The 25,423-nt window shown below is 47.0% G+C and carries 18 protein-coding genes; 11 read left to right on the top strand and 7 right to left on the bottom strand.

Annotated features, from left to right (window positions below; all coding sequences use genetic code 11):
* The first annotated feature begins 18 nt into the window (after positions 1-18).
* Together DXN04_RS18505 and DXN04_RS18500 are read left to right on the top strand one after the other, a co-directional pair.
* A complete protein-coding gene (locus DXN04_RS18505; RefSeq protein WP_116854863.1) occupies positions 19-1,701 on the top strand; it encodes a DUF885 family protein in 1,683 nt (560 codons plus the stop codon).
* A gap of 94 nt (positions 1,702-1,795) precedes the next feature.
* Positions 1,796-4,147, top strand: a complete 2,352-nt coding sequence (locus DXN04_RS18500) for a glycoside hydrolase family 127 protein (RefSeq protein ID WP_116854862.1) — start codon at positions 1,796-1,798, stop codon at positions 4,145-4,147.
* Positions 4,148-4,149: 2 nt separating this feature from the next.
* Here the strand turns inward: DXN04_RS18500 and DXN04_RS18495 are convergent, their stop codons facing one another.
* A complete protein-coding gene (locus DXN04_RS18495; RefSeq protein WP_116854861.1) occupies positions 4,150-4,764 on the bottom strand; it encodes a porin family protein in 615 nt (204 codons plus the stop codon).
* A 310-nt stretch (positions 4,765-5,074) separates the two neighbouring features.
* Between DXN04_RS18495 and rmuC the strand changes: the two genes are divergently transcribed.
* The 9 genes from rmuC (at position 5,075) to DXN04_RS18450 (ending at position 20,703) form a co-directional block, all read left to right on the top strand.
* On the top strand, positions 5,075-6,463 hold the full coding sequence (rmuC, locus tag DXN04_RS18490) for a DNA recombination protein RmuC (protein WP_116854860.1): 1,389 nt from the start codon (positions 5,075-5,077) through the stop codon (positions 6,461-6,463).
* Positions 6,464-6,557: 94 nt separating this feature from the next.
* Positions 6,558-7,250, top strand: a complete 693-nt coding sequence (locus DXN04_RS18485; protein WP_116854859.1) for a basic secretory protein-like protein — start codon at positions 6,558-6,560, stop codon at positions 7,248-7,250.
* A gap of 195 nt (positions 7,251-7,445) precedes the next feature.
* Positions 7,446-9,656 carry a transferrin receptor-like dimerization domain-containing protein gene (locus tag DXN04_RS18480; RefSeq protein ID WP_116854858.1) on the top strand — a complete coding sequence of 737 codons (2,211 nt, stop codon included), beginning with the start codon at positions 7,446-7,448 and terminating at the stop codon, positions 9,654-9,656.
* 125 nt (positions 9,657-9,781) lie between these two features.
* A complete protein-coding gene (locus DXN04_RS18475) occupies positions 9,782-13,393 on the top strand; it encodes a response regulator (RefSeq protein ID WP_116854857.1) in 3,612 nt (1,203 codons plus the stop codon).
* A 7-nt stretch (positions 13,394-13,400) separates the two neighbouring features.
* Positions 13,401-13,769: a response regulator gene (locus DXN04_RS18470; protein WP_116854856.1), complete on the top strand. Its 369-nt coding sequence runs from the start codon at positions 13,401-13,403 to the stop codon at positions 13,767-13,769.
* 290 nt (positions 13,770-14,059) lie between these two features.
* Positions 14,060-14,551, top strand: a complete 492-nt coding sequence (locus tag DXN04_RS18465) for a sigma factor (RefSeq protein WP_116854855.1) — start codon at positions 14,060-14,062, stop codon at positions 14,549-14,551.
* A gap of 65 nt (positions 14,552-14,616) precedes the next feature.
* Positions 14,617-15,882, top strand: a complete 1,266-nt coding sequence (locus tag DXN04_RS18460; RefSeq protein ID WP_116854854.1) for a FecR family protein — start codon at positions 14,617-14,619, stop codon at positions 15,880-15,882.
* Positions 15,883-16,113: 231 nt separating this feature from the next.
* The gene (locus DXN04_RS18455; protein ID WP_116854853.1) at positions 16,114-19,359 is read left to right on the top strand and encodes a SusC/RagA family TonB-linked outer membrane protein; all 3,246 of its coding nucleotides are present in this window, start codon (positions 16,114-16,116) and stop codon (positions 19,357-19,359) included.
* Between the two features lie 3 nt (positions 19,360-19,362).
* On the top strand, positions 19,363-20,703 hold the full coding sequence (locus DXN04_RS18450) for a RagB/SusD family nutrient uptake outer membrane protein (protein WP_116854852.1): 1,341 nt from the start codon (positions 19,363-19,365) through the stop codon (positions 20,701-20,703).
* Here the strand turns inward: DXN04_RS18450 and DXN04_RS18445 are convergent.
* The 6 genes from DXN04_RS18445 to DXN04_RS18420 all read right to left on the bottom strand — a co-directional run bounded on the left by DXN04_RS18445 (position 20,675) and on the right by DXN04_RS18420 (position 25,402).
* Entirely contained in the window at positions 20,675-21,742 is a 1,068-nt protein-coding gene (locus DXN04_RS18445; protein WP_116854851.1) for a hypothetical protein, read from the bottom strand. The two genes, DXN04_RS18450 and DXN04_RS18445, sit on opposite strands and share 29 nt — an antisense overlap.
* 70 nt (positions 21,743-21,812) lie before the next feature.
* A complete protein-coding gene (locus DXN04_RS18440) occupies positions 21,813-22,028 on the bottom strand; it encodes a hypothetical protein (RefSeq protein ID WP_116854850.1) in 216 nt (71 codons plus the stop codon).
* 43 nt (positions 22,029-22,071) lie between these two features.
* Positions 22,072-22,518, bottom strand: coding sequence for a MauE/DoxX family redox-associated membrane protein (locus tag DXN04_RS18435; RefSeq protein ID WP_116854849.1), 447 nt, complete (start codon positions 22,516-22,518; stop codon positions 22,072-22,074).
* A gap of 89 nt (positions 22,519-22,607) precedes the next feature.
* Positions 22,608-23,018, bottom strand: coding sequence for a hypothetical protein (locus DXN04_RS18430; RefSeq protein ID WP_116854848.1), 411 nt, complete (start codon positions 23,016-23,018; stop codon positions 22,608-22,610).
* A gap of 88 nt (positions 23,019-23,106) precedes the next feature.
* Positions 23,107-24,168: a response regulator gene (locus DXN04_RS18425; RefSeq protein ID WP_317128899.1), complete on the bottom strand. Its 1,062-nt coding sequence runs from the start codon at positions 24,166-24,168 to the stop codon at positions 23,107-23,109.
* Between the two features lie 13 nt (positions 24,169-24,181).
* Positions 24,182-25,402, bottom strand: coding sequence for a PAS domain-containing sensor histidine kinase (locus DXN04_RS18420; protein ID WP_116854847.1), 1,221 nt, complete (start codon positions 25,400-25,402; stop codon positions 24,182-24,184).
* Positions 25,403-25,423: the final 21 nt, after the last annotated feature.

Here is a 25,423-nt window from a genome sequence, read left to right as displayed (position 1 = left end):
TATACAAACTCATTATACATGAAAAGACTCATTCTCTCGATGATGCTGGGGACTACTATGCCCGTATGGGCCCAACAAAAAGATATTACGGATCTGCTCATTCACTATGAAGCAGACAGGGGCAGCCTGTACCGCTTTTATCAGATTGATGAATCACCGGAAAAGAATGCCCGCTTTAAAACATTTAACAACGACTATCTCGGCCAACTGGAAGCAGTGAATTTCGATGCACTGAGCACTGATGCAAGAGTAGACTACATCCTCTTTCGCACCAAACTGAAAGAAAACATCTATCATTTAGACGAAGCCGCTGCACAGGTAAAAACATTGTCCCCCTGGTTTCCTGTAGCTGACAAAATTTATGCTGCCGAAAAGATCAGGAGAAGAGGTGGCAAACAGGATGCACAGGCGCTGGCCGGCACTTACAGAGAAATGGCACTTGCTGTCAAAGAAAAGGAAAAACAGTTAACCAATAATACAGACCTCAACATCTACCTGCTGCGCAGAGGTGAGCAGGTAACCAAAGGTTTGCAGGAAGCCATTCATAGCATCCAGGCTTTTTACAATGGCTATGATCCCCTGTTCACCTGGTGGATCCCCGCTCCCTATGCACAGCTGGATTCTGCATTGACCAGTTATGCCAATGCATGGAAAAACAAGATGAAGCAGGCTCCCGGTACCAAAGACGATGGCAGTGGCATCACCGGTCATCCTATTGGCAGAGAGGAATTGCTGCGTCAGTTGCAAACGGAATTCATTCCTTATTCACCGGAAGAGCTGATTGAAATTGCAAATAAGGAATTTGCGTTCTGTGATAAGGAAATGCTGAAAGCCAGCCGTGAAATGGGCTTTGGCGATGACTGGCACAAGGCGCTGGAAAAAGTAAAGAACACGTATGTGCCTGCAGGTGATCAACCTGAAGCCATCATGAAACTCTACAATGAATCTGTAGACTTCATCAAAGGTAAGCACCTGGTAACCATTCCACCCCTGGCGGAAGAGACCTGGCGCATGATTATGATGACACCTGAGCGGCAACTGGTGAATCCATTCTTTACAGGAGGCGAGGAGTTAAGTATTTCTTACCCGACAAACGACATGGAAGAAGCCGATAAGCTGATGAGTATGCGTGGAAATAACCCGCATTTCTCCCGTGCTACTGTGCACCATGAGCTTTTTGCCGGTCATGCATTACAGGAGTTTATGACCAACCGTTATAAGACGTATCGCCACTTTGAAACACCGTTCTGGATAGAGGGCTGGTCCCTCTACTGGGAAATGCTGCTGTGGGATCTGAAATTTCCTCAGTCACCCGAAGACCGCGTGGGCATGCTCTTCTGGAGAATGCATCGCTGTGCCAGGATTATCTTTTCCCTCAATTACCACCTTGGAAAATGGACACCGCAGCAATGTATTGATTTCCTCGTAGACAGGGTAGGACATGAAAGGGCGAATGCAGCAGGTGAAGTACGCCGTTCTTTCAAAGGAGATTATAGTCCGCTGTACCAGGTGGCGTATATGATAGGTGGTTTGCAATTCATGGCACTGAAGAAAGAGATGGTGGATAGTGGAAAAATGAGTTATCAGCAATTCCATGATGCGATTATGCAGAATAACATGTTGCCTGTAGAGATGATCAGGGTGATCCTGGAAAATAAAACGATCAATAAAGATTTCAAATCCACCTGGCGTTTCTATTAGGCCGTAAAAGGGGGTAAAGGTATTATTGCCCGAATAGAATTGAACCCATTCGAAGAGTTAAGACTTCTGGTAACCGATTAAACGATTTTGACGCATGAAAACACTCGCTATATTTTCCTTCCTGTTGCCTGTTGCATTTTGCTCCGCACAATCTTTCTCACCCATGAAAGATAACGGAAAGATGAAGGTAAAACCTGTCGTGAAATTACAGGCCTATACTTTCCCCCTGGAAGATGTGAGCATTGCTGCCGGACCTTTTAAACAGGCGATGGAAGCAGATGAACGCTTCCTGCTGGTATTGGAACCTGATCGCCTGCTGGCCGACTTCAGGGAACATGCAGGCCTGAAAGCAAAGGGAGAAAGATATGGTGGCTGGGAATCTTCCGGTCTGGCCGGGCATACCTTAGGGCACTACCTGTCTGCCTGTGCACTGGAATATGCCGCTACCGGCGATAAACGTTTTCTTGAAAAGGTAAATTATATTGTAAAAGAACTGGACGAATGTCAACAGGCCCGCAAGACAGGCTACCTGGGCGCTATACCGGGTGAGGACTCTGTATGGGCACAGGTAGCTGCCGGCAAGATCAAAAGCCGTGGTTTCGATCTGAATGGCGGCTGGTCCCCCTGGTACACCGTGCATAAGATCATGGCCGGTTTGCTGGATGCCTATCTCTATTGCAATAACAATACGGCGCTGGTAGTAGAAAAAAAGATGGCCGACTGGACATCGAAAGAGATCAATCACCTGCCCGATTCCCTGATCCAGAAAATGCTGCTCTGTGAATACGGTGGGATGAACGAAGTATTAGTGAATACTTATACGTTGACAAAGGAGAAAAAATACCTGGACCTCTCTTACAAGTTCCATGATGTGCGCATTCTCGATTCACTTGCAGCTAACCTGGATGTACTGCCAGGCAAGCATTCCAATACGCAGATTCCCAAAGTGATCGGCTGCATCCGTCGCTATGAAGTAACGGGTCAAAAGAAAGACAGTGTGATCGCAGGGTTCTTCTGGAACACGGTCACACAGCATCACAGCTATGCACCGGGTGGTAACAGTAACTACGAATACCTGGGCCCTGCGGATAAGCTGAATGACTATCTCACTGACAACACGATGGAGACCTGCAACAGCTACAATATGCTGAAGCTGACGCGTCACCTCTTCTCCCTGCAGCCGGATGCACACTATATGGATTTTTATGAAAGAGCTTTATACAATCATATTCTTGCTTCACAGAATCATTCAAATGGAATGATGTGTTACTTTGTTCCTTTGCGCATGGGTACCCGCAAGGAATTCAGTGATACCTTCAATACCTTCACCTGCTGCGTGGGCAGTGGTATGGAAAACCATGTGAAGTATGGCGAGAGCATTTACTTCCAGGGGGCAGATGGCAGCCTGTATGTGAACCTCTTTATTCCATCCCGTTTGCAATGGAAAGAGAAAAATGTAGTGATTGAGCAGTCTACTTCATTACCTGCGGATGATAAGGTAGAACTTACAATCAATACAAAAGCACCTGCTACCTTCGCAGTGCGCATTCGCAAACCACACTGGGTACAACCGGGCTGGAAGATCAATGTGAATGGAGAAACTGACAGAGGGGTTACGGTGGGTACTGATGGATATATTACTGTAAAGCGCAGCTGGAAGAACGGGGACAGGATCACGTTGGAACTGCCAATGAATGTGTATAAGGAAAGTATGCCGGACAATCCTGACAGGATCGCGCTGTTCTACGGCCCTGTTGTATTGGCAGGTGTACTGGGCACCACAGAACCAGATCCGGTAACGGGTATCCCGGTATTGGTAACAGCAGACAACAACCCGGATAACTGGGTGAAAGCAGATCAGCCACTGGTGTTCCACACTATCCAAACCGGCCAGCCTAAGGACCTCACACTGGTGCCGTTCAATACCGTGGCGAAAGAATATTACAGTGTATACTGGGATGCTTTCACCCCGCAAACCTGGGCAGTACAACAGGAAAAATATGAAGGAGAAAAGAAACGACAGCAACAGATAGAAGCCAGGACGGTAGACATGCTGAGAGTAGGGGAGATGCAGCCGGAGAGGGACCACAACTTTGGTGGGGAAAAGACACTGAATGGCGAAGAGCATGGGCGTAAATGGAGAGCGACGGAGGAAGACGGATACCTGAGTTTCACGATGAAGACAGATCCTGCAGCTCCCAATAGTTTGCTGTGCAGTTATTGGGGAATGGACAACCGTTACCGCAAATTTGATATCCTGATCGATGGTGTGAAGGTAGCGACGGAAGATCTGAACCAGTACAAAGCAAGTAAGTTCTACGAAATTGAATATACTATTCCGGTTGAATTAACGAAGGGCAAAAAACAGGTTACCGTTACAATGAAAGCGGGCCCGCACAATAGTACAGGCCCGGTATATGGTACGATCAGAATGATGAGGGATTGACATTATTTAATGTTGATCCCCATCCCGATTGAAATCTGCTGAGAGTGCCAGTGAACGTCATTACGGTCAGCCGGATGTACATTCAGCACATCGTTGATCCCGTATACATAACGGCCGAAGAAGTGAACGGTTGCCACCTGCACCTGTACACCCAATACAGCGCCGATATCACTTTTTACCAGTGCATCTCTGTTAGCCTTGAAGATATTTTCATTTGCATAAAAGAGATAGCTGTACTGTGCACCCGCGTTGATGGTTAAGTTCTTGATTGGGTTGTAGCGCAGCAACAGTGGCACAGTAATATAGCTGAGCTGTAATTTGTCATTACCATACGTATTCCTGTCAGAAACGAAGTAGGTGGCAAAATCATTTGCTTTCTTTGCAGTCGCCTGTGTAAAGAGCAATTCAGGCTGGAAACCCCATTTACCATCTTTTGACAGATCCCACTGTGCATACAGACCACCCTGGAAACCTGGCTTAATTCCTGACTCCATGCCATCTCCGTGAATACTGGAAAACATCAGGCTGGCTTTTAAACCGTAATGAAATGTCTGCGCTTTGGAAGCCGTTCCAATAAACAGTGATAAAACACCTGCCAGTAACAATCCTTTTTTCATAGATTTTTTTTGCTATTTGACAATTTTATAATTTTGAAGGGTAAAAAAGGCTCCTCCCTTTAAAATATAACCTAAAATTTATTCGCGGGCAAACTTACGTAATTCATCATAATACATAATTATAATTAAATTAAAGTTTATCAGGTTTTTTAGATATCCTTTTGCGAATTGAGTTTAAAAAGTTCTGATATAATGAGATGAATGGCTTAAAACTATCTATGAAACCTTTATTTCAATCCTTGAATAACCGGAAGACATCGCTCGGTAATTTTTCACTATTATTGCACGAAATTCCTTTTTTCGCTTATATATGGAGATTATCATCATTGTCGTGCTTTCTTTAGCGGTTATCTTGTGGCTGCTTTTTACCATACATCAATACAGGACCCGCATTGCCGTTATGGAGGCCCAGACGGGTGCCGGCAACCAGGCGGTAGAACTGTTGAAACAGGAAGTGCAGGAAAAAAAGGCATTGGCAGAAGAACTGAATGCCCGCATGCAGATTTTACTACAGGAGAATATCCGTCTTCATAGCGATGCAGAGGCCCGCGAAACGCGCTTACGGGAACAACAGCATTTTATAGAGCAATCTAACCTGCAACTCAGGGATGCATTCAGTGCTTTGTCTACAGAAGCTTTGAAGCATAATAATAATTCATTTGTAACACTGGCTAAAGCGGCGCTGGAAACACAGCTGACAGATGCCAGGGGCGATCTGGAAAAGCGGCAGCAGGCAATTGACAGCATGGTAAAACCGCTGAGTGAAAGTTTGCAACGCTTCGACGAGAATATGCGTCAGCTGGAAAGTAACCGCCAGCAACAGTATGGACAGATTAACCAGTTCATCCTTGGTGTGCAGCAAAGTACAGAGAAGTTGCAGAAGGAGACACATAGTTTAGTGAGTGCACTGAAAACGTCTCATATCCGTGGGCGCTATGGTGAGATTGCATTGCGCAGGGTAGTAGAGTTCGCTGGTATGACAGAGCATTGTGATTTCAGTGAGCAGGTATCAGTCAATAGTGAGGATGGGCAGTTACGCCCGGATATGATTATTCGCCTGCCGGAGGGAAAGACGATCATTGTTGATTCCAAAGTACCATTAAGTGCTTATATGAAGGCCTTTGAAACAGAGAATGAGGAGGAAAGAAAGGTATTGCTTGCACAACATGCCTATGCAGTAAAGGACCACCTGAAGAAACTGAGTGCAAAGGCATACTGGAGTCAATGGAAAGATTCACCTGATTATGTGATTCTTTATATGCAGATAGAATCTTCTTTTGGTGCGGCTTTGCAGGCAGATCCTACACTGATTGAAGAAGGAATCCGGAGTAAGATAGTGCTGGCAACACCGACGACCCTGATCACCTTACTGCGGACGGTGGGTTTTGTATGGCAGCAGTTGCACGTGGCAGAAAACATTGATGAAATAAGAAATGCTGGTATTGAGCTGTATAACAGAACGGGTATGCTGATTAAACATTTTGCATCTATCGGGGGGAGTCTGACTACCGCGGTAGGGCATTATAACAGTGCGGTGGCCAGCCTGGAAAGCCGGTTTATGCCGCAGGCAAGAAGGCTGCAGAATCTTGGACCGGCGGTGAAGACACAGCTGGCAGAGATAAAACCTGTGGAAACAGTAGTAAGGCAATTGCCGGAACAACTGGAAGAGGGAGAGAATGATGAAAGAATAGAAAATTAATTTTTAAATATTTATTTTGTAGCGAAGTAAGGGTTGCTTACCGCGATGCGGGGGCAAGCCTTTCTTTTATTTTTTATTTAAACCACCCACGTAAATGGTCTACTCAATTAAAGGTCTGAAAAGAACTATGGGCATCCTATGCCTATCAGCGTCCCTGTTCCCCGCAACAACCCGGGCACAGGACAAGACAGAAACCATCAGCCGTAAGGGTTACACCCTTGTCTTCACTGACAAGAGCCCTGACCTCGACTCCACAGTCAAAGCACGTCTGATCAGCACTTTCTTCACCGTTTATCCGGCCGAAGCGAAGAAGTACAACAAAAACACCGTAAAGAAAGTAGAATTCGTAGTGGATCCTGCCTATGATGGTGTTGCTGCTACCAGTGGTTCTGTCATCACTTACAACCCGGAATGGTTCCGTAAGCACCCAGGTGATATCGATGTGGTGACCCACGAAGCGATGCATGTGGTTCAGGCATATCCGGAATACAACCCGGGCTGGCTCACCGAAGGTATTGCCGATTATGTACGGGCTACCATGGGCGTAGATAATCCCGGTGCAAACTGGACCCTGCCGGCGTATAATGAGAAGCAGTCTTACAAAAATGCTTATCGTATTACCGCCCGTTTCCTGATCTGGCTGGAGAAACACAAAAACAAAGACATGGTGGTAAAGCTGGATAAAGCAATGCGGACCAACACTTACACAGATGGCATCTGGAAAGAACTGACCGGAAAAACGGTGGATGAGTTGTGGAGCGAGTATGGAGCGAACCCGGTTTTGTAAGTAAAAGGGTCAGCCCCCGGATCTGTAGTGAAAAAATTTAGACGCTCACTGTAGGCTAAGGTTTAAATTCAGTCCTACATCCGGCAATCAGGCTGCTGCCATTCAAGGTATTGCTTCCTGTTGAAAAAAGAGTATTAGTCTACTAGTTTAATATAGTATATTTGTCTACCTTTTTATCAACTAAAAAAAACATACATGCAAACCCGTAGTATTACTTGTGTATTGTCTGTTTTCCTGAGCTATGCCACGCTGTCGACTGCGCAGCAAAAGCCAATCACTGGTTATAACAGCAGCGAAACCGCCGCACAGCTCCAGCTGGAGACCCGCTTCGACAAACTGCTTTCCGCAGCAGAAATTGGAGATAACATCAAATACTATTCTGCTTACCCACATCATATTGGCTCGGCCCGTGGAAAGGCTGTGGCTGAAGACATTGCTGCCAAATTTAAAAATTATGGCTGGGATGCCAGCATCGTTACTTACAAGGTGCTGTTCCCAACTCCTAAAACGAGAGTACTGGAGCTTAGCGGCCCCACTCCCTATAAAGCTGTACTAAAAGAGCCTGCATTGAAAGAGGATGGCACTTCTGCACAGGAGGGACAATTGCCTACCTACAATGCATGGAGCGCGGATGGTAATGTAAACGGGGAACTCGTATTTGTTAACTACGGGTTGCCTGAAGATTATGATTGGCTGGAAAGACAGGGCATCGATGTAAAAGGCAGGATCGTCATCGCCAAATACGGACATAGCTGGAGAGGTATCAAACCCAAGGTAGCACAGGAACACGGTGCGGTAGGGTGTATTATCTATTCTGATCCGGCTGATGACGGGTATACCCAGGGGGATGTATATCCCAAAGGTGCCTATAAAAACGAATACGGGGTTCAGCGGGGATCAGTCATGGACATGGTAATTTACCCCGGCGATCCGCTCACACCGGGTACCGGGGCTACGGAGTCTGCTAACAGGCTGGAAAGATCACAGGCTACCAACCTGCTCAAAATACCGGTATTACCTATCAGTTACCACGATGCCCAGCCGCTGCTCAAAAGCCTGGAAGGACCGGTGGCACCGGCGGGATGGAGAGGTACTTTACCGATCACTTATCACATTGGACCAAGCGTTGGAAAGGTGCACCTGGAATTGTCGTTTGACTGGAAACTGGTGCCTGCCTACAATGTAATCGCAAAACTAAAAGGTGCCCAATACCCTGACCAATGGGTGATCAGGGGTAACCACCACGATGCATGGGTAAATGGTGCCTCTGACCCGATCAGTGGTATGGCTGCTGAACTGAATGAAGCAAAGGCCATCGGCCAGCTGGTGAAAGAAGGTTATCAGCCTGCACGTACCCTTGTATATTGTGCATGGGATGGGGAGGAACCTGGATTGCTGGGATCTACCGAGTGGGTAGAAGATCATGCGCAGGAACTGCAACAGAAAGCGGTGGCCTACATCAACAGTGATGGCAACGGCCGTGGCTTTTTATATGCAGGTGGCTCGCATGCACTGGAACCACTGATGGCAGATATTGCACAGACGGTGACCGATCCACAAACCAAAGTAAGTATCTATGAGCGCAGGAAAGCCGCAGATGTACTGAAAGCCGGTAATGCCAAAGCCAAAAAAGACCTGCTGCAACAACCACAACTGACGATGTCTGCATTAGGTTCCGGTTCTGACTATTCATCCTTCCTGCAGCACCTGGGTATCCCTTCTCTGAACGTAGGTTTTGGAGGTGAAGATGAAGGAGGCGATTACCACTCCATCTTTGATAGCTGGGATCACTATCGCCGTTTCGGAGATCCTGAATTTGCCTATGGTGTAGCACTGGCACAGACTGCGGGCAGGGCGGCCCTACGCCTTGCAGATGCGCCTGTATTGCCTTTCAACTTTAGTAATCTGCAAAAAACAATAGCAGGATATGTAAAGGAACTGGATGCCCTGGTCACTACCATGCGGGAAAATACAACAATCGAAAATGAACTGATCCGCAGTCGTCAGTACGATCTGGCAACGGATCCACTGGAAAAAGTAAAGGCCCCGGCTACGAAAGCAGAAGTACCTTACCTGGATTTCTCACCTTTGCAGAATGCATTGGTCACACTGGATTCTGCTGCGCACCATACGAATGTAAAGGCTGCAGGTACGGGTGATAAAGCTGCCATCAACCAGGCACTTTATCAGGCGGAACAACAGCTGCTGGTAACTGGTGGTTTGCCACGGAGGGACTGGTACAAACATACAATCTATGCACCGGGTTTCTATACGGGCTATGGCGTGAAAACAATACCTGGTGTGAGAGAGGCGATAGAACAGCGGGATTGGAAAGAAGCACAGGAACAGATCATTATTGTCGCAGGAGCGATCAATAAACTGGCCGCATATTTAGAAAAGATATAAGCCGCCTGCCGGCAAATATATAAGAATGAGTTTGTCTCAATTGATTGGGACAAACTCATTTTTTTATAACAATTTATAATGTGGCACTATATTTACGGCCTTATACACCGCACAACAACGATTGGATGAAAACTAGTTCTACTTTCAGGAGAAATCTGCTGATTGGATTCGGCTTATCCTTATTCCTGCTGATCATCAGCTCAGTTGCATCATTTTTCAGTATCAGAAACCTGATGGATAGCGCTGCCCTGGTAGATCACACTAATCAGGTGATCATGGGCCTTGAAAACACACTGTCCTCTATGAAAGACGGGGAAACAGGGCAAAGAGGCTACCTGCTTACCGGCAATGAAGAATTTCTCGACCCATACCGGGGAGCATATGATAGTGCTATAGCAGGAATTCAACAGGTAAGGCAACTAACTGTGGACAATCTTCCACAGCAAACCTCAATAGAACAGTTACGCCTCCTCATTATGAGGAGACAGGCTCTCCTCCAGAGATCTGTAGAAGCGAAAAAAAGTGGCAGAATTATCAGCTATGATACCCTGCAAAGTGGTCGTATGATCATGGACGATGCCCGCAACATTGTGAGGGTAATGGAAGCACGTGAAAGGAAACTGTTGCAGGATCGTACGGACCGCCTGAACCGTGTATCCGGTTATACTCCCATTCTCATTGTGATTGCAGCACTTCTTGCATTGATGATCACATCTGTGTTTTACGTACGGGTAAAACGTGACTTCGACCTCCGCACCCAGTTACAACATGCTTTGGAAGCTAAGGACCGGGAAATAACCCGGCGAATCGATATCATCCGCAGCATAGCTGAGAAGATTTCGGCAGGCGATTATGCTACCCGCGTGAATGACGAGGAGCAGGATGGCCTGGGTAGTTTGTCCTATGCCCTCAATAGGATGGCCAGTTCCCTTGAAACTTCTTTCAAACTGCTGGGTGATAAAGAATGGCACCAGACAGGCGTGGCCGGACTGAATACCAAAATGGTGGGAGAGAAGACGGTAGAAATGCTCGCGGCCCACATCATCGAATATCTTGCTGAATATACCCATAGCCAGGTAGGTGCTTTATATGTGAATGATTCCGGAAAGAGACTGTGGCTCTCCGGTAGCTATGCTTTTATACCTCCTGCAGAAAGAGAAGAAATAACTTTCGGTCATGGGCTGGTAGGGCAGTGTGCTGCCAGTGGCAGAACAATTTTAATCACGGATATAGCACCTGAACATATCAGTATCAGCTATGCATCCGGTGAGATAAAGCCAACAAGCATCATCACTGTTCCGATCAACTACGAAGGCAGGATCAAAGGTGTAATCGAACTGGCAAGCCTGACTCCTTATACGCAGAACGATGTTGCTTTCCTGGAAGAGGTGAGTCACAATATAGGTCTCGCCATCATCACGGCAGAGAATCGCCGCCGCCTGCAGGAACTGCTGGAAGAAACACAGGCACAGGCGGAAGAGCTGCAAACCCAGCACTCCGAACTCGAAAATATCAATACAGAGCTGGAAGCACAGGCGCAGAAACTGCAGGCATCTGAAGAGGAACTCCGCGTACAGCAGGAGGAACTGCAACAGGCCAACCAGGAACTGGAAGAGCGCTCCCGCATGCTGGAAGACCGGAACCAGGTGATTGTGGAACGCAACCTGGAAATCCAGAAGAAAGCAGAGGAACTGGAAGTAAGTACCAAGTACAAATCAGAGTTCCTGGCGAACATGTCGCACGAACTCCGTACGCCACTGAACTCCATCCTGCTCCTGAGCCGCCTCATGGCAGAGAATAACGAAGGCAACCTGCTGGATGACCAGATAGAATCAGCCCGCGTCATCCAGAGCTCCGGTAAGGGACTCCTGAACCTGATCGATGAAATCCTGGATCTCTCCAAGATTGAAGCCGGTAAGATGGACCTGGAGTTTGCCAACGTTCCAGTTCACGAAATCTGTACAGACATGGAATCCCTGTTTGCACCGATCGCCAGGGAAAAGAACCTGAGTTTCAATGTCAACATTCTTGCAGATGCACCGGCATTGATCGAAACTGATAAAATGCGCCTGGAACAGATCCTGAAAAATCTGTTGTCCAATGCACTGAAATTTACAGCTAAAGGCGGAGTAACGCTGCAGGTAGGGCTGTTGCCTGACCAGAGCAATTATGTACGGTTTTCGGTGAGAGACACAGGTATAGGTATTCCGAAGGATAAGCAGGCAGTTATCTTTGAAGCCTTCCAGCAGGCCGATGGCTCTACCCGTCGTAAGTACGGTGGAACGGGGCTGGGACTTTCCATCAGCCGTGAACTGACGAAGTTACTCCATGGTGAACTGAAACTGGATTCAGAACCGGATCATGGCAGTGAATTCATGGTGACCATTCCTATACATCCGGAAGAAGTGGAAAAAGAACTGGCACCGGAACCTACGCAGGAACAGGCAGAGAAGGTATGGCAGGAGGCGCAGCAACCTGTAGATAAGTACGCTGACTTTATAGCGAGTGCTATTCCGGATGAAATTCCTGACGACAGGAACGACATCAGGGCAAATGATAAGATCATCCTGATTGTAGAGGATGATACCAGCTATGCCCGCATATTGCTCGACTTTACCCGTAAACGTGGGTATAAAGGGATTGTGGCAGTAAGAGGTGACCAGGGCCTGGAATGGGCATTGAAGTACAAGCCGGTAGCCATCCTGCTGGACATCGTTCTGCCGGTACAGAGTGGCTGGCAGGTGATGGATGCCCTGAAGTCTAACCCGGCAACGCGTCATATACCCGTACATATTGTATCGAGTATGGATGCAAAACGTGAGAGCCTGCAGAAAGGTGCGGTTGATTTCATCAACAAGCCCCTGGCGCTGGAGCAGATGCCACGCATCTTCCAGCAACTGGAGGAAGCGCTGAGCAAGGGACCTAAGAAAGTGTTGATCGTGGAGGAGAATCCTAAGCATGCACAGGCACTCGCTTACTTCCTGGAGAACTTTAATGTAAGTACAGAAATCACCGGCAATATTAGCAGCAGTATTACGGCCCTGCAAAAACAGGATGTGAACTGTGTGATCCTTGATATGGGGGTACCTGACCAGCATGCCTATGAAACACTGGAAACGGTGAAGAATAATCCGGGCCTGGAGAATCTGCCAATCATCATTTTTACAGGTAAGAACCTGTCACGCGCGGAGGAAAACAGGATTCGCCAGTATGCGGATAGTATTGTGATCAAAACGGCGCATTCCTATCAGCGTATGCTGGATGAGGTAGCGCTCTTCCTGCACCTGGTAGAGGAAAAAGGAGGTCAGAAGCCAAGCCGCAGGCAGCTGGGTAGTCTGAAAGAAGTATTGAATGGCAAGACGGTGCTGATAGCGGACGATGATGTAAGAAATATCTTCTCGCTGACTAAAGCATTGGAGCAGCATAAAATGAAGATTGTATCGGCACTGGATGGTAAAGAAGCGATGCAGCAGCTGGAGAATAACGGTGATATAGACATTGTGCTGATGGATATGATGATGCCGGAAATGGATGGATATGAAACGATCCGCATGATCCGGCAGGTACCGAGGTACCGCCACCTGCCTATACTGGCGGTGACTGCCAAGACGATGATCGGGGATAGGGAAAAATGTATCCGTGCGGGCGCTTCCGATTATATTTCGAAACCTGTAGATATTGACCAGCTGGTATCCTTGCTGAGGGTATGGTTGTACGATAATTCCCGTAACGTTTAAAAGACACATGAAAAAGATTCTGATTATAGACGACGACTCGCGTAACATTTACGCATTAAGGTTGGTATTAAAGGCAAAAGGATTTGAGGTGTTAACTGCAACAGATGCACCTGCGGGAATCGCGACATTGAAAGCGGAAAAGGATGTGAAGGTGGTATTGATGGATATGATGATGCCGGAAATGGATGGGTATGAAGCGCTGTCCATCATAAGGAAAGACCCTGAGCTGGTGGAGATCCCGGTAATAGCGGTAACGGCCCAGGCGATGGTGGGAGACCGGGAAAAATGCCTGGCAGCAGGGGCGAATGGGTATGTGAGTAAGCCGATAGATGTGGATGTGCTGCTGGAACTCCTTAGAACAACAATAATTATTTGATTTTCATAGCCCCTGCACCTGCGGGGGCTTTTTTTACCTGGATAACTTTAAAAATTACCCAAAAAAACTAAATCGTTAAAGCAATAAAGCGATCTTTGTTCAGTTAATAAATCGTAGGTTTATCCCGGTTTTAGAGGGTAAATTTTACATGAATTTGCCTACCGGAACCAGCCATAGGCGGCCAAAAAAACGTAAAATATACCTGTTAACATGGTATTAACGTTGTGGCGATCAGGGAAATATGATATTTACGGTAATAACTGTTAACGTTTTTCCCAAAAACACGCTGTATGCAGTATATGGATGATTCGGTAATGCTGGCTGCCCTGAAAGGCGGAGATTTGAAAGCTTATCAATATTTCTTTATGAAGTATTATAAGCCCTTATGCCTGAAGGCCAGGACGATGCTGACTGTAATGGAGGAGGCCGAGCAGCTGGTACAGCATGTATTCGTACAGGTATGGGAGGAGCAGTTATATCTGGAAATAGACCACTCTATGGGTGGGTATTTATACAAAATGGTACACAACAGTTGTGTTAATCTGGTAAGGAAAAGTGATTCAAACGACAGCTTTTCCGCAGATCCCGGCTTATTGATGGTCCGCCACGTTGAGTTTCCTTTACCGACACCCTATAACCAGGTGGATATGAACGGCGCGCTGAGTTTTTCCTCTCCTGAAAAAGACAGAGGAGAACAGTTTAAAAGAATAATGGAAAACGGTGTCCTATACGCTAAACAGTTATGCAGAGAAGTCCTCAGAACACTCAGGCTTCGCAAATAGTAATTATTAATGCCAACGAAAAACCTGTCGCCTGTAGTAGGTGACAACTTTCTTTTTTTAGCCCAATGATTCATAACGAAGAACATATCTTTCAGCTGATTCTGGAAAAGTTGAGTGGTGAAATCACCAGGGAAAATCTCGACATCCTGAACAAGGCGGCCGCGGAGGATCCTAATGTACAGCGTTGTCTGAACGAAATGGAAGAGGCGTTGACGGCTGCTGGCCCCGGCTTTATGACCGATGTGTACAATGAAATGGCATGGGGGAAGGTTTTGTCTCTCCTGGAAGCAGATCAGGCTGATGGAGCAAAAACAGGAGCACAGGAACCGGAAAAATCCGGAGAACAAGCCACTGAAAAAGTCGGCGCACAGGCCACAGAAAAAGAGGAACAGGAAGATGCCCCCGATCAAATTCAAATCATTAAAAAATCTCCTTCAAAACTTTGGCTGGCAGCTGCCAGTTTTCTTGTTTTAGTTACCATAGGGCTGTTTTTCCTGGTTTCAGGACATAAACGCGGCGGAAATGTATTAATGGCTCATACCAATACCAGCGGCGCAATCAGGCTCCTGCTGGAGAATGGCGATACTATCAGTCTGCCGGAAAACAACAGCGAAGATATTACTGCCCTGCAGGCCAGGCTGCACCCGGTACCTGGCCAGCTAACCTTTACCTCTACCGGCAATGCTAATGGCTGGAATACCCTGCTGGTGCCTACAGGCCGTGATTATAGGGTAGTACTCGCCGATGGTTCACAGGTACACCTCAATGCCTTTTCCCGGCTCCGTTTTCCTTTTGCTTTCAATGGAAGCACCAGGGAGGTCTACCTGGAAGGAGAGGCATATTTCAATATTGCGCCTGATGCCGCGCATCCTTTCATTGTGCACACAGGTTCAATCGATACCAAAGTCCTGGGAACCGCTTTTAATATCAATGCTTATTCTGACAGCCTGGTGGTTACCTCCCTGGTACAGGGGAGTGTGAGTACTGCCCGCAGCCATGAAAATCCGGTGCTGCTAAAGCCTGGTATGGAAACCGTTTACTCAGCAGGGCATTCACAATTAGTACGTGCATTTGATGAAAACATTACACTGGGATGGCGTAAGGGCGAGTATGCTTATTACAACCAGTCACTCAGTTCATTGGATGCGGTGATTCGCCACTGGTATGGCAAAACCCTTGTTTTTGAAGACACAAGCCTGACCCATAAAATGCTCACCGGTGTGATAGAAAGAGACCATGCTATCACCGAATTCCTCGATGGTCTGAAAAAAACTTCCGGAATATCATATCACATTACAGCAGAGAAGATATATCTTAGTGCCAACAATTAGGAAGGCTGGCTTAAAAAGCTTGCCTTTATTCAATTAAGACGAAAGCAAGCAATTAACTAAGACGAAAGCAATTAACACTAAGACGAAGGCAATTAATTAACGCGTTCCTTTAAGACGAAGGTATTTGAAGAGCGTTCTTTCAGGACGGAAGCATATTACGTTGTGATTAAAACTCAACCAATTCAAAACTTGTCAGAAGAAGCCAACAAATCCGTACCTTAAAACTCAAGGATGGCCAAGCATGTTTGTAGCGTTATTGGAACCCTCTGTGTTTTGTACCTTTTATTACTGCGGTCCACTGCTTTAGCCCAGACTGCTGATCACAGTGCGAAAGTAACGGTAGTAGGTAAACACCTTCCATTATCAGCGATCTTTAAAAGTATTTCAAAGCAGACCGGTTATTATTTTGTGTTCGACAATGCTATCCTGGATGAAACGGAACAAGTGAATGCACATTTTCGCAGGGTGCCATGGGATCAGATCTTACAAATCGTATTACAGGATAAACATATCAGCTGGACACTGCTGAACAACAGGATTTTTTTACAGCAATCGGCCAGGACCGATATCCCGGCTGCAGCTGCGCCCGCACAGGATACCCTGCAATATGTGGTGAAAGGGTACATCCGTACAGATGGAGAGCAGGCCGTGCCAGGTGTGACTGTAATGCTCAAAGGTACTTCCCGCGGTATCACTACGGGTAATGATGGCGCATTTGAACTACGCCAGCTACCCCGCAATATTGTCTTACATATTTCATCACTGGGCTTTGCACCGCTGGATACTGTTTTGGCTCCTTTCCATACGCATGTGATTCATTTGTCGGAAGCAGTCAACAGCCTGGATGCCGCTGTGGTAATTGGTTACGGAGCCAGTAGCCGCCGCCTGCTGACGGGAAATGTAAACCGTATCACTGCAGCGCAAATCGCAAGTCAGCCGGTCGTAAATCCACTCACTGCCCTGCAGGGGCAGATTCCCGGCTTACTCGTGATGAATACCAATGGCCTGCCGGGAGCCGAAATCAAAGTCTATATCCGGGGCCGTAATTCCATTGCAGCCGGGAATAATCCCCTCTTCATTGTCGATGGCGTTCCTTTTGACATCTCGCCGCTGAACAAGCTGGACGAACTACAGGGCGCTGTGCGCTATATCAGCCCTTTTAACAGCATTAATCCTTCCGACATAGAAAGTGTCGACATTCTTAAAGATGCCGACGCTACGGCCATCTATGGTTCCCGTGGTGCCAATGGAGTCGTGCTTGTCAGCACCAAAAAAGGGAAACCCGGCCCATCGCAGCTGGAACTGAACGTCTACCAGGGTGCCGGCCGTACCGCCGGTTCATTCCCCATGTTGAATACTCCTCAATACCTGGCCATGCGCAGGGATGCATTTAAAAATGACGGCATCACCCCCGGGGTAGCAGACGCACCTGACCTATTGGTCTGGGATACCACGCTCAATATGAACTGGCAGAAATACCTGACCGGGGGCACAGCACCCGTGACCAATGTACAGCTGAGTTATTCCGGTGGCAATGAGCTGACTACATTCCGACTGGCAGGCAATTATTACAGGCAGGGTTCTGTACTGCCGGCAGCGCTTTCTTATGCCAGGGGAGGCGGTCATTTCAGCATACAACACCACGATGTAAATGAACGTTTTGAGGTCAACAGTACCACCTTATTTACCACTGATTATAACAGGAGCATTTCCAACGATCTTTATTCGCTGATCAACCTGCCTCCTGATTATCCCATGTATGATCGCAACGGTAAATTCTTCTGGGGTACCTACCTCGATAACCCGGCGGCGTATTTAATACAGCGTGCCAATAGTCAGACAGGCAATTTACTGAGCAATGTCGTGCTGCGTTATCGCCTGTATCCGGGCCTTTACCTGAAGCTAAGCGGTGGGTATGCACGAATTGATATGCGGCAGACATTCAGTTTCCCCCAGTCTTCCCAGCATCCTGAATCTGCCACCGGCAGTTATGTGCGTGTGGCGGACAATATCCGGTCAGGCTACATCGTAGAACCACAGGCAGATTATACCATGCGCATAGCGAAGGGCAGTCTGCATGCACTGGTAGGAGGTACCTTCCAGCGTACCCGCAACAGGGGAGAATTTGCCGAAGGCAGTGGCTATGCAGATGAAAATAATTTAGGCTCCCTGGCAGGTGCTGATACGGTAATCCGCAAAGACGATACGCATGGTGAATACAGGTATATCTCATTTTTTACAAGATGGAATTACAACTGGCAGGATAAGTACCTGCTGAATGTGAGTTACAGGAGAGATGGTTCTTCCCGCTTTGGTCCCGGCAGACAGTTCGGCGATTTCGGCGCGATTGGTGCAGCCTGGATCTTCTCAGAAGAACCCCGGTTAAAACAATTGCGCTGGCTGAGTTTTGGTAAGCTCCGGGTAAGTGGTGGTATTACAGGCAATGACCAGATCCCAGATTATCAATATATGAGTAACTATGGCCCCGGGGGCAATTACCAGAACAGTAATACACTGGCACCCCTGCGTATTGCGAATGACGATTATAGCTGGGAAGAAAACAAGAAGCTGGAAGCTGCACTGGAACTGGGTTTCCTGCAGGACAGATTTTTCCTTGCGGTAGCGCGGTATGAAAACTGGAGCAGCAACCAGTTAGTCGGTTACCAGTTGCCGGGCATCTCCGGTTTTGCCAGTTACCAGGCGAACCTGCCAGCTATTGTACGCAATAAAGGATGGGAAATAGAACTCACTTCCTCTAATATACGAAGTAAGCAACTGAACTGGAAGAGTAGTGTGAATGCTACATTCTTTGCCAATAAATTACAATCCTTCCCCGCATTGGCAGCATCTTCCTATGCCACTATCTTTGCAATCGGTCAGTCATTGAATATTGTAAGAGGTTATCATTTCCTGGGGGTGAATCCTGAAACAGGGGTCGCGGTGTTTGAGGATGTAAACAAGGATGGGAATCTCTCCAGTGCAAACGACCTGGTGACTGTTGCAAACAGGGATCCCCGTTACTATGTAGGATTTACGAACGATATTACATTCGGTCAATTTTCTCTCAGCTGGTTCCTGCAATATGTAAGGCAACAGGGACAGGTATATGTCAATGCACCAGGTAGTCTGCGCAATGAAACTATTTTTGCACTCGACCGCTGGCAGTATTATGGAGACAAGACAAATGTACAAAGAGCCAGCGCCACACCCGGCAATGAGGCTTTTGATCTCACTACAAAACTGTCTCTTTCCAATGCTGCCTATATGGATGCATCTTACCTGCGGCTCAGAAATATCAGTCTGGCTTATGAACTGCCTGTTGCCTGGATAAAGCGGGTACATGTCAGCAAATGCAGGCTGTATGCAGCAGGGCAGGATCTGATTACCATTTCACCTTACAATGGTGCAAACCCGGAAACACAGCTGGCATTGCCACCTATGAAAATCATCACAGGGGGGATGCAGTTAACACTTTAGTACATGGTATATGTAAGAATTATAATACTGGTGCTTTGCCTGACATCGTGCAGGAAACTGCTGACTGTTCCTGCGGCGGACAGTGAGCAGAGTGCCGATGGTGTATTCAGTTCCGATGCCAGTGCCGATGCTGCTGTGGCAGATCTTTATTACAACATGGGAATGTATTACAGTGGCAATTTATTGTCGGTAATCAATGGGATGACTGCTGATGAAGGCAATACATTGAATACTTACTATCAGCGCTACTTAAACAATAGTATTCCATCGGACGATCCGCAGATGAACCAGATCTGGAACACTTACTATAAAGTAATTTACAGGTGTAATGCGGTGCTGGAAGGATTGTCTGCACCTAATGGCCTCACTACAGTCAAGGTGTTGCAATGGCAGGGGGAGGCGAAGTTTATGCGGGCCCTGTGTTACTATTATCTCATAAACTGCTGGGGAGATGTGCCTTATATTACGACGACTGACGTAAAGCAAACGGCAAAGGCATACCGGAGTCCGGCCGATAGCATCACCGTGTGGATGCAACAGGAATTGCAGAGTGCCATCAATCTTTTGCCGGAAGTGGTTCCGGGAGGAGAGCGGGTGAGGGCCGGCAAGGATGCGGCCATGATGCTGATGGCAAGGATCTGCCTGCAAAGTGAGCAATCGCCAGCGGCGGAATTTTATGCTACACAGGTCCTCAATTCAGGGAGGTATCGGTTATGTGTACAGGATAGTGCTTTTTTGTACAATAGTCCCCAGGCGATTTTGCAGATCTGGAACGACAATGGATTTACCTGGCCGGGTCAATTATTTATCCCGCTGGAGGGGGATGCTTCCTATTATCCGTTGTCAGCAGATCTGATGGCAGCCTTTGAAACCGGTGACCTTCGCAAAACTGCCTGGACACGGTCTTTTACTTATGGAGGCAACACCTGGTATTATCCGTTTAAATATAAACAACGGGCCACTACTACCGATGAGAAAAGGGAGTACCTGATGGTCTTCCGCCTGGCAGAACTGTACCTGTTACGGGCAGAAGCAAGGGCACGGCAGGAGAATTATACTGATGCGATAGCAGATCTGAACGTGATCAGGGCTGTTGCCGGACTGGATCCGCTGGATGCCAATCATACCCGTACCTCCTGCCTGGCGGCAGTGGAGCAGGAGAGAAGAGTGGAACTATTTTGTGAATGGGGAGACCGCTGGCTCACGCTGCAACGCATGGGCACTATCAACAATGTATTGGGCACTTTGAAACCCGGTTTCTGGAAGGACTGGGCAGCATTATATCCTATTCCGCAACAGGAACTGGACAAGGATCCTAATTTAACACAGAATCCCGGGTATTGATAGCGTAACTATAGATGTAATCCCTGCATTGTATAACCATTTTATCATTGAAGATCTGGATACGGAGCACTTTCTCTGGGCGCAGTGGCAGGTAGAAGCTGCCCAGGTATTGATGCGTATTTACATCGTACTTGTCAATAGCTGTATTGGTACTGAATTTCCCTTCCGCTTCATGATCTCCTTTCAGGAGAGAGTGAATGAATAATTTTCCCTTGTGTACAAAGCTGGTATTGTTCACCATCTGGTCGGGTCCCTGACTGGTGAATACATGTTCATTGCGGGCAGTGGCATCAGACAGCTGGAAGCGGGAATGGCTGGAGGTATCGATGGTATGGCCATCGTGTAACTTTTGCAGGGAGGTATCGAAACTAAAGAATTGATTGAGGTAGAAATAGGTATAGATCAGTTTTTTGTTTGCCGAATCGTAAATAAGGGTGCCGTCAGTACTCATACCTCCATCCTGGTGTAGGGTAGAGAGGTTTTTTTCAACGGTGATTGTATGGGTAGTGGTATTAACTTTCAGGAATTGCTGATCAAAAATTTTCCTGTCCAGTTTACGGAGAATGAACTGATCGGGGGCGATGGCATATGCTTTCGAGAAGCCTCCGGGAGCTAACCTGAACACCTGTGGAGTACCACCGGAGAGGGGGAGGGTGATAATAGCCGGCAGGTTGTAGGCATAGATATGTACGTAGGGAGAGTCGATGGTGGTATAGAAATAGGTTTGCAGGGAATCGATGAGGCCCTGGGAGAGGGGCAGCCGGATTTGGCGGGGATGTTTAAAATGATAATCGGTACTGAGAATGAGGGTAGGGTCGGTAGTAGAGAAAAAGAGTTGGGTAGGTGTAGCGCCGCTTACGAGCTGGATACTGTCGCTGGCGGGCATGTTGCCTAATGGGGTGAGGAAGCTGGCCGGCAGGATGGTTCTGTCAAATCCGTTCAGGACTTTATTGGCCAGGGGGGCGGTTTTCACCAGGAAGGTGACGATGATGACTGCGGAAAGAAAGAGGGAGAGGAGGATGATAATGGCTTTGCGCATGGTTGTTTATTAAATGAGGCGGGGCTGAAGCTTATGCTGGTCAGCCCCTGAAAAATTTAGGAATGTTGGCTTAGGGACGGTAAATAATGTTAGCCCCATTGTTTGCATCAACGGCACATAGTTGCCTGTTGGCACCATAGCAATAAATATTTTTGATGTCGCTGGCAAAGCCTGTTCTGGTGCTTCCCTCATAAAAGATCCAGGTAGTTTCTGCTCTATGGCTGGCAAACGCGGTGCCTACTGCCAGCAGTGCGGCAATGAAGGCGATACTTAAGGTCTTTTTCATGGTCTTAAGGATTATTATTTTGTTGATTCATGCCTACTCTTTTCTACAGGTTTTCGGCAGCTCCTGGCAAAGTTTTTCGTTGATGCTTATGTACGTGAAGCAGTACCCCAATGGTGGTTATGATTATGAATGCTGCATTAAAGATGATGTGTGCCTGCCAGGAGAGGTGTTGTAATATGCCTCCGCAGGAACAGGGTATATATGGGCTATACCTGAGCATAGCGACCAGGTAGAAAGTGAATAGGCTGAGCAGGAAAAAGGAGCAGTAAAGGCCTGTTAAACGGGTTTTATTGACCATCAGGAGGCCAGCTATCAGGAGTTCTCCAAGGGGCAGTGCCCAGGAGATAAGATTAGCGTATTGGGTGATGAAGGGAGATTGGCTAAGTTGTCTGTTGAATACGGAATAATCCAGCAGTTTGCTGATACTGGTATAGACAAACAGGAAAATCAGGAGTGCTGAAATAAGCTCGATCAGTCGTTTCGTTGGCATAGGACTCAGAATCGGGGCTAATATAGTTCTTATTTTTAATTTGTTTATAAAAAAATAAGGACCGTCATGACGGTCCTTATTTAAAATCTTCACCTGATATCTCGTTTCCTTATCTCCTGCGCCTGCACGACCAGATTCACGGGAAAGTGCTCGGTCACATACTCATCGAATCCTAATCCCAGCCGCCTCGCATCTCTTTCCATGTTTTCCAGCTTTTCCAGCATGTGCTGCTGGTGTCGCCTGATATGTTCCTCATTAGAAAAATCGCTTTCATGTGGGGTTAACCAGGCTTGTTGCAAAGCCACCTCGTTGCGCAGCGCTTCGAATCGTGTATCCATCTGAAGAAACGCAGTATGGAAGTATTCCAGTTTTTCCAACAGGGAACGATCAAAGTGAAACTGTAAAATATTGGCTAACTGGGTTTTAAGGTTGATATTCCGGTTTTCCAGTACGGCCAGTTGTTTTTTGCACCTATCAAGGGCATTGCGCAAGTCTTCCATCGCTAAAAATCTTATCAGTTCAAAGATACTTAGCGTCTGTTTGGCCAAACAGGATACGGGTCAGTAAGAAAACTGATTTTTATCATGCTTAGTTTACCAGATTAGCCAGCTTTTGTTCGTTCAGGATCGTGATAACCCCTTGTTTTATCTCCAGTAACTTCTCATCTCTGAAATCACCAAGTGTTCTGATCATGGATTCGGTAGCTGTTCCTGCGATGGTCGCCAGGTTTTCTCTGGAGATGTCGATCGAGAAAGGCTGATCCTTGGCCACGTGGTATTTCTTTTTGAGGAAGAGGAGGGCTTCTGCCACTTTCTTACGCAGGGAGCTGTAAGCGATGTGGAGCAGTTGTTGTTCCTTTTCCGTGATATTTTTGGCTAGCAGTCGTATAAATTGCTGGGCTACTTCGCGGTTATTGTTGATGAGTGTTTCAAAGTCTTCTCTGGGAATGGCGGTCAGTTCACAATCGTCCAGTGCTTCTGCATTTTCATGATAGTTACTGCCTTCCAGGAGGGCTACATAGCCCAGGAAGTCGCCGGTGCTATAGAGGTTAGCTGCCAGTTCTTTACCGTCATTATTGACTTTGTAGGTTTTCACTCGTCCTTTCTGTATATAATACAGGCTGGTTGGGCGGTTACCTTCCTGGTAAATAAGTTGTTTTTTCTTGAACCGGTCGGTGTTACCTTCTTCCATGAGGGTTTGCAGTGTGTTCGTACCGGTTGCACTCGTCAATAGCTGTTGTAATCCTTCCATATCTGACGTAAGTTCCAGTTTCTTAACAGCGGCTTTCTTCAGCCTTCTTTCCACGGCATTCAGCAGGTCGGTGCCACTGAATGGCTTGGTGATATAGTCGTCCGCACCCATTTCCATACCTTTACGGAAATCTCCACGCTCACTCTTGGCGGTTAGGAAGATAAAAGGGGTATCCTGAACATCGGGGTTCTTTTGCAGCAGGTGCAGTACCCCATACCCGTCCAGTACGGGCATCATAATATCACATACCACCAGATCCGGTTGATGCTCCAGGGCCAGCTCTACACCGGTTTTTCCATTTTCAGCGGTTAATACTTTGTAGTTGGCCAGCTCAAGGATTTCGGCGGTGTTCTCGCGAATATCGTCGTTGTCTTCTATGAGTAAGATAGTTTTCATCATTAGAGCGTTTTAGTTAAGATTGCAGAAAGGTCACTGTAAAGGTAGTACCTTTATTTAATTCACTCTTACATGTGATTTTTCCGTTCATCAGTTCTGCGTATTTACTTACAATGTGCAGGCCCAAACCGGTTCCCTGTATATTGCTGACATTGGTGCCCCTGAAAAACCGCTCAAACAGATGCTGTTGGTCCTCCTCGGAGATGCCTATACCGGAATCGCTTACTTCGAGTTTGATAATATGTCCTTTCTGGAGAGTGTTGACGCGGATCACCGCATGCTTTCCGGAGAATTTGATCGCGTTGCCCAGGAGATTGAGCAAGATGTGTTTGATCAATGAAGGATCCAGTTTTACTTTGGAGGGGCCTTTGTGTTCATACTCAATTTTCTGGCCTTCCTGTACAAGATCCTGCATTTCCTGGATTATAGCAGTGGTGTGTAGCTGTATATCGAAGGTGTTGCTTCTTACTGTTACACCTCCTTCTTCAATTTTTCCTACAGACAGGAAATCGTTCAATACTTCGGTGAGCAGGGTCACAGAAGAGATGATTCTTTGTATATGTTTACTTCTTTTAGGTTGGTCTTCGGTATTAATGTATTGGTTAACCAGGAAAGCAGAGGAAAGAATGGTACTCAGTGGTGTCCTGAATTCATGGGATGCCATGGAAACGAAGCGGCTTTTCAGCTCACTCAGTTCTTTTTCCTTGTTCAGCGCTATCATGACTTCCTGCTTGGAGAGTTCCAGTTGTTCCAGGGCATGGGTAAGTTGCTGGGTACGCTCAGCGATCTTCTGTTCCAGCTCGTTATGCATTTTTTCGAGCTTTTCTTCCGCCTTTTTCCTTTCGGTGATATTATTGATATAGGAAATGACGAAAGAGCCTTCTTCATGTTGGTATTGACTGAGGCTGACCTCCACTGAGAATTCAGTGCCATCCTTTTTGAGTGCAAAAAGGTCCATGCCGATCCCCATAGGGCGGCTTTGGGGTTGGCTACTGAAGCCGTCGCGGTATTCTTCGTGTTTGGGACGGAATCGCATGGGGAGGAGGCGCTCAATGGTCTGGCCAATGAGTTCTTCCCGTTGATAACCAAATTGTTCCAGTGCAAAATCGTTGATGAGGACGATCTCCCCCTGCCGGTTGGTCACCAGTATGCCAATGCTGGCAAAATTGAACAGCGCCTCAAAGCGTTGTAGTTCTTTATCGTATTCCTTTTTATACAGGTTGTTACCGTAGAGCATAGTTACAAGATCAGCCTTACA

It is taken from the genome of Chitinophaga silvisoli (assembly GCF_003412465.1).
Lineage (GTDB): Bacteria > Bacteroidota > Bacteroidia > Chitinophagales > Chitinophagaceae > Chitinophaga > Chitinophaga silvisoli.
Note: the sequence above shows the minus strand (reverse complement) of the source record. Positions and strands in the feature narration are given on the sequence as shown.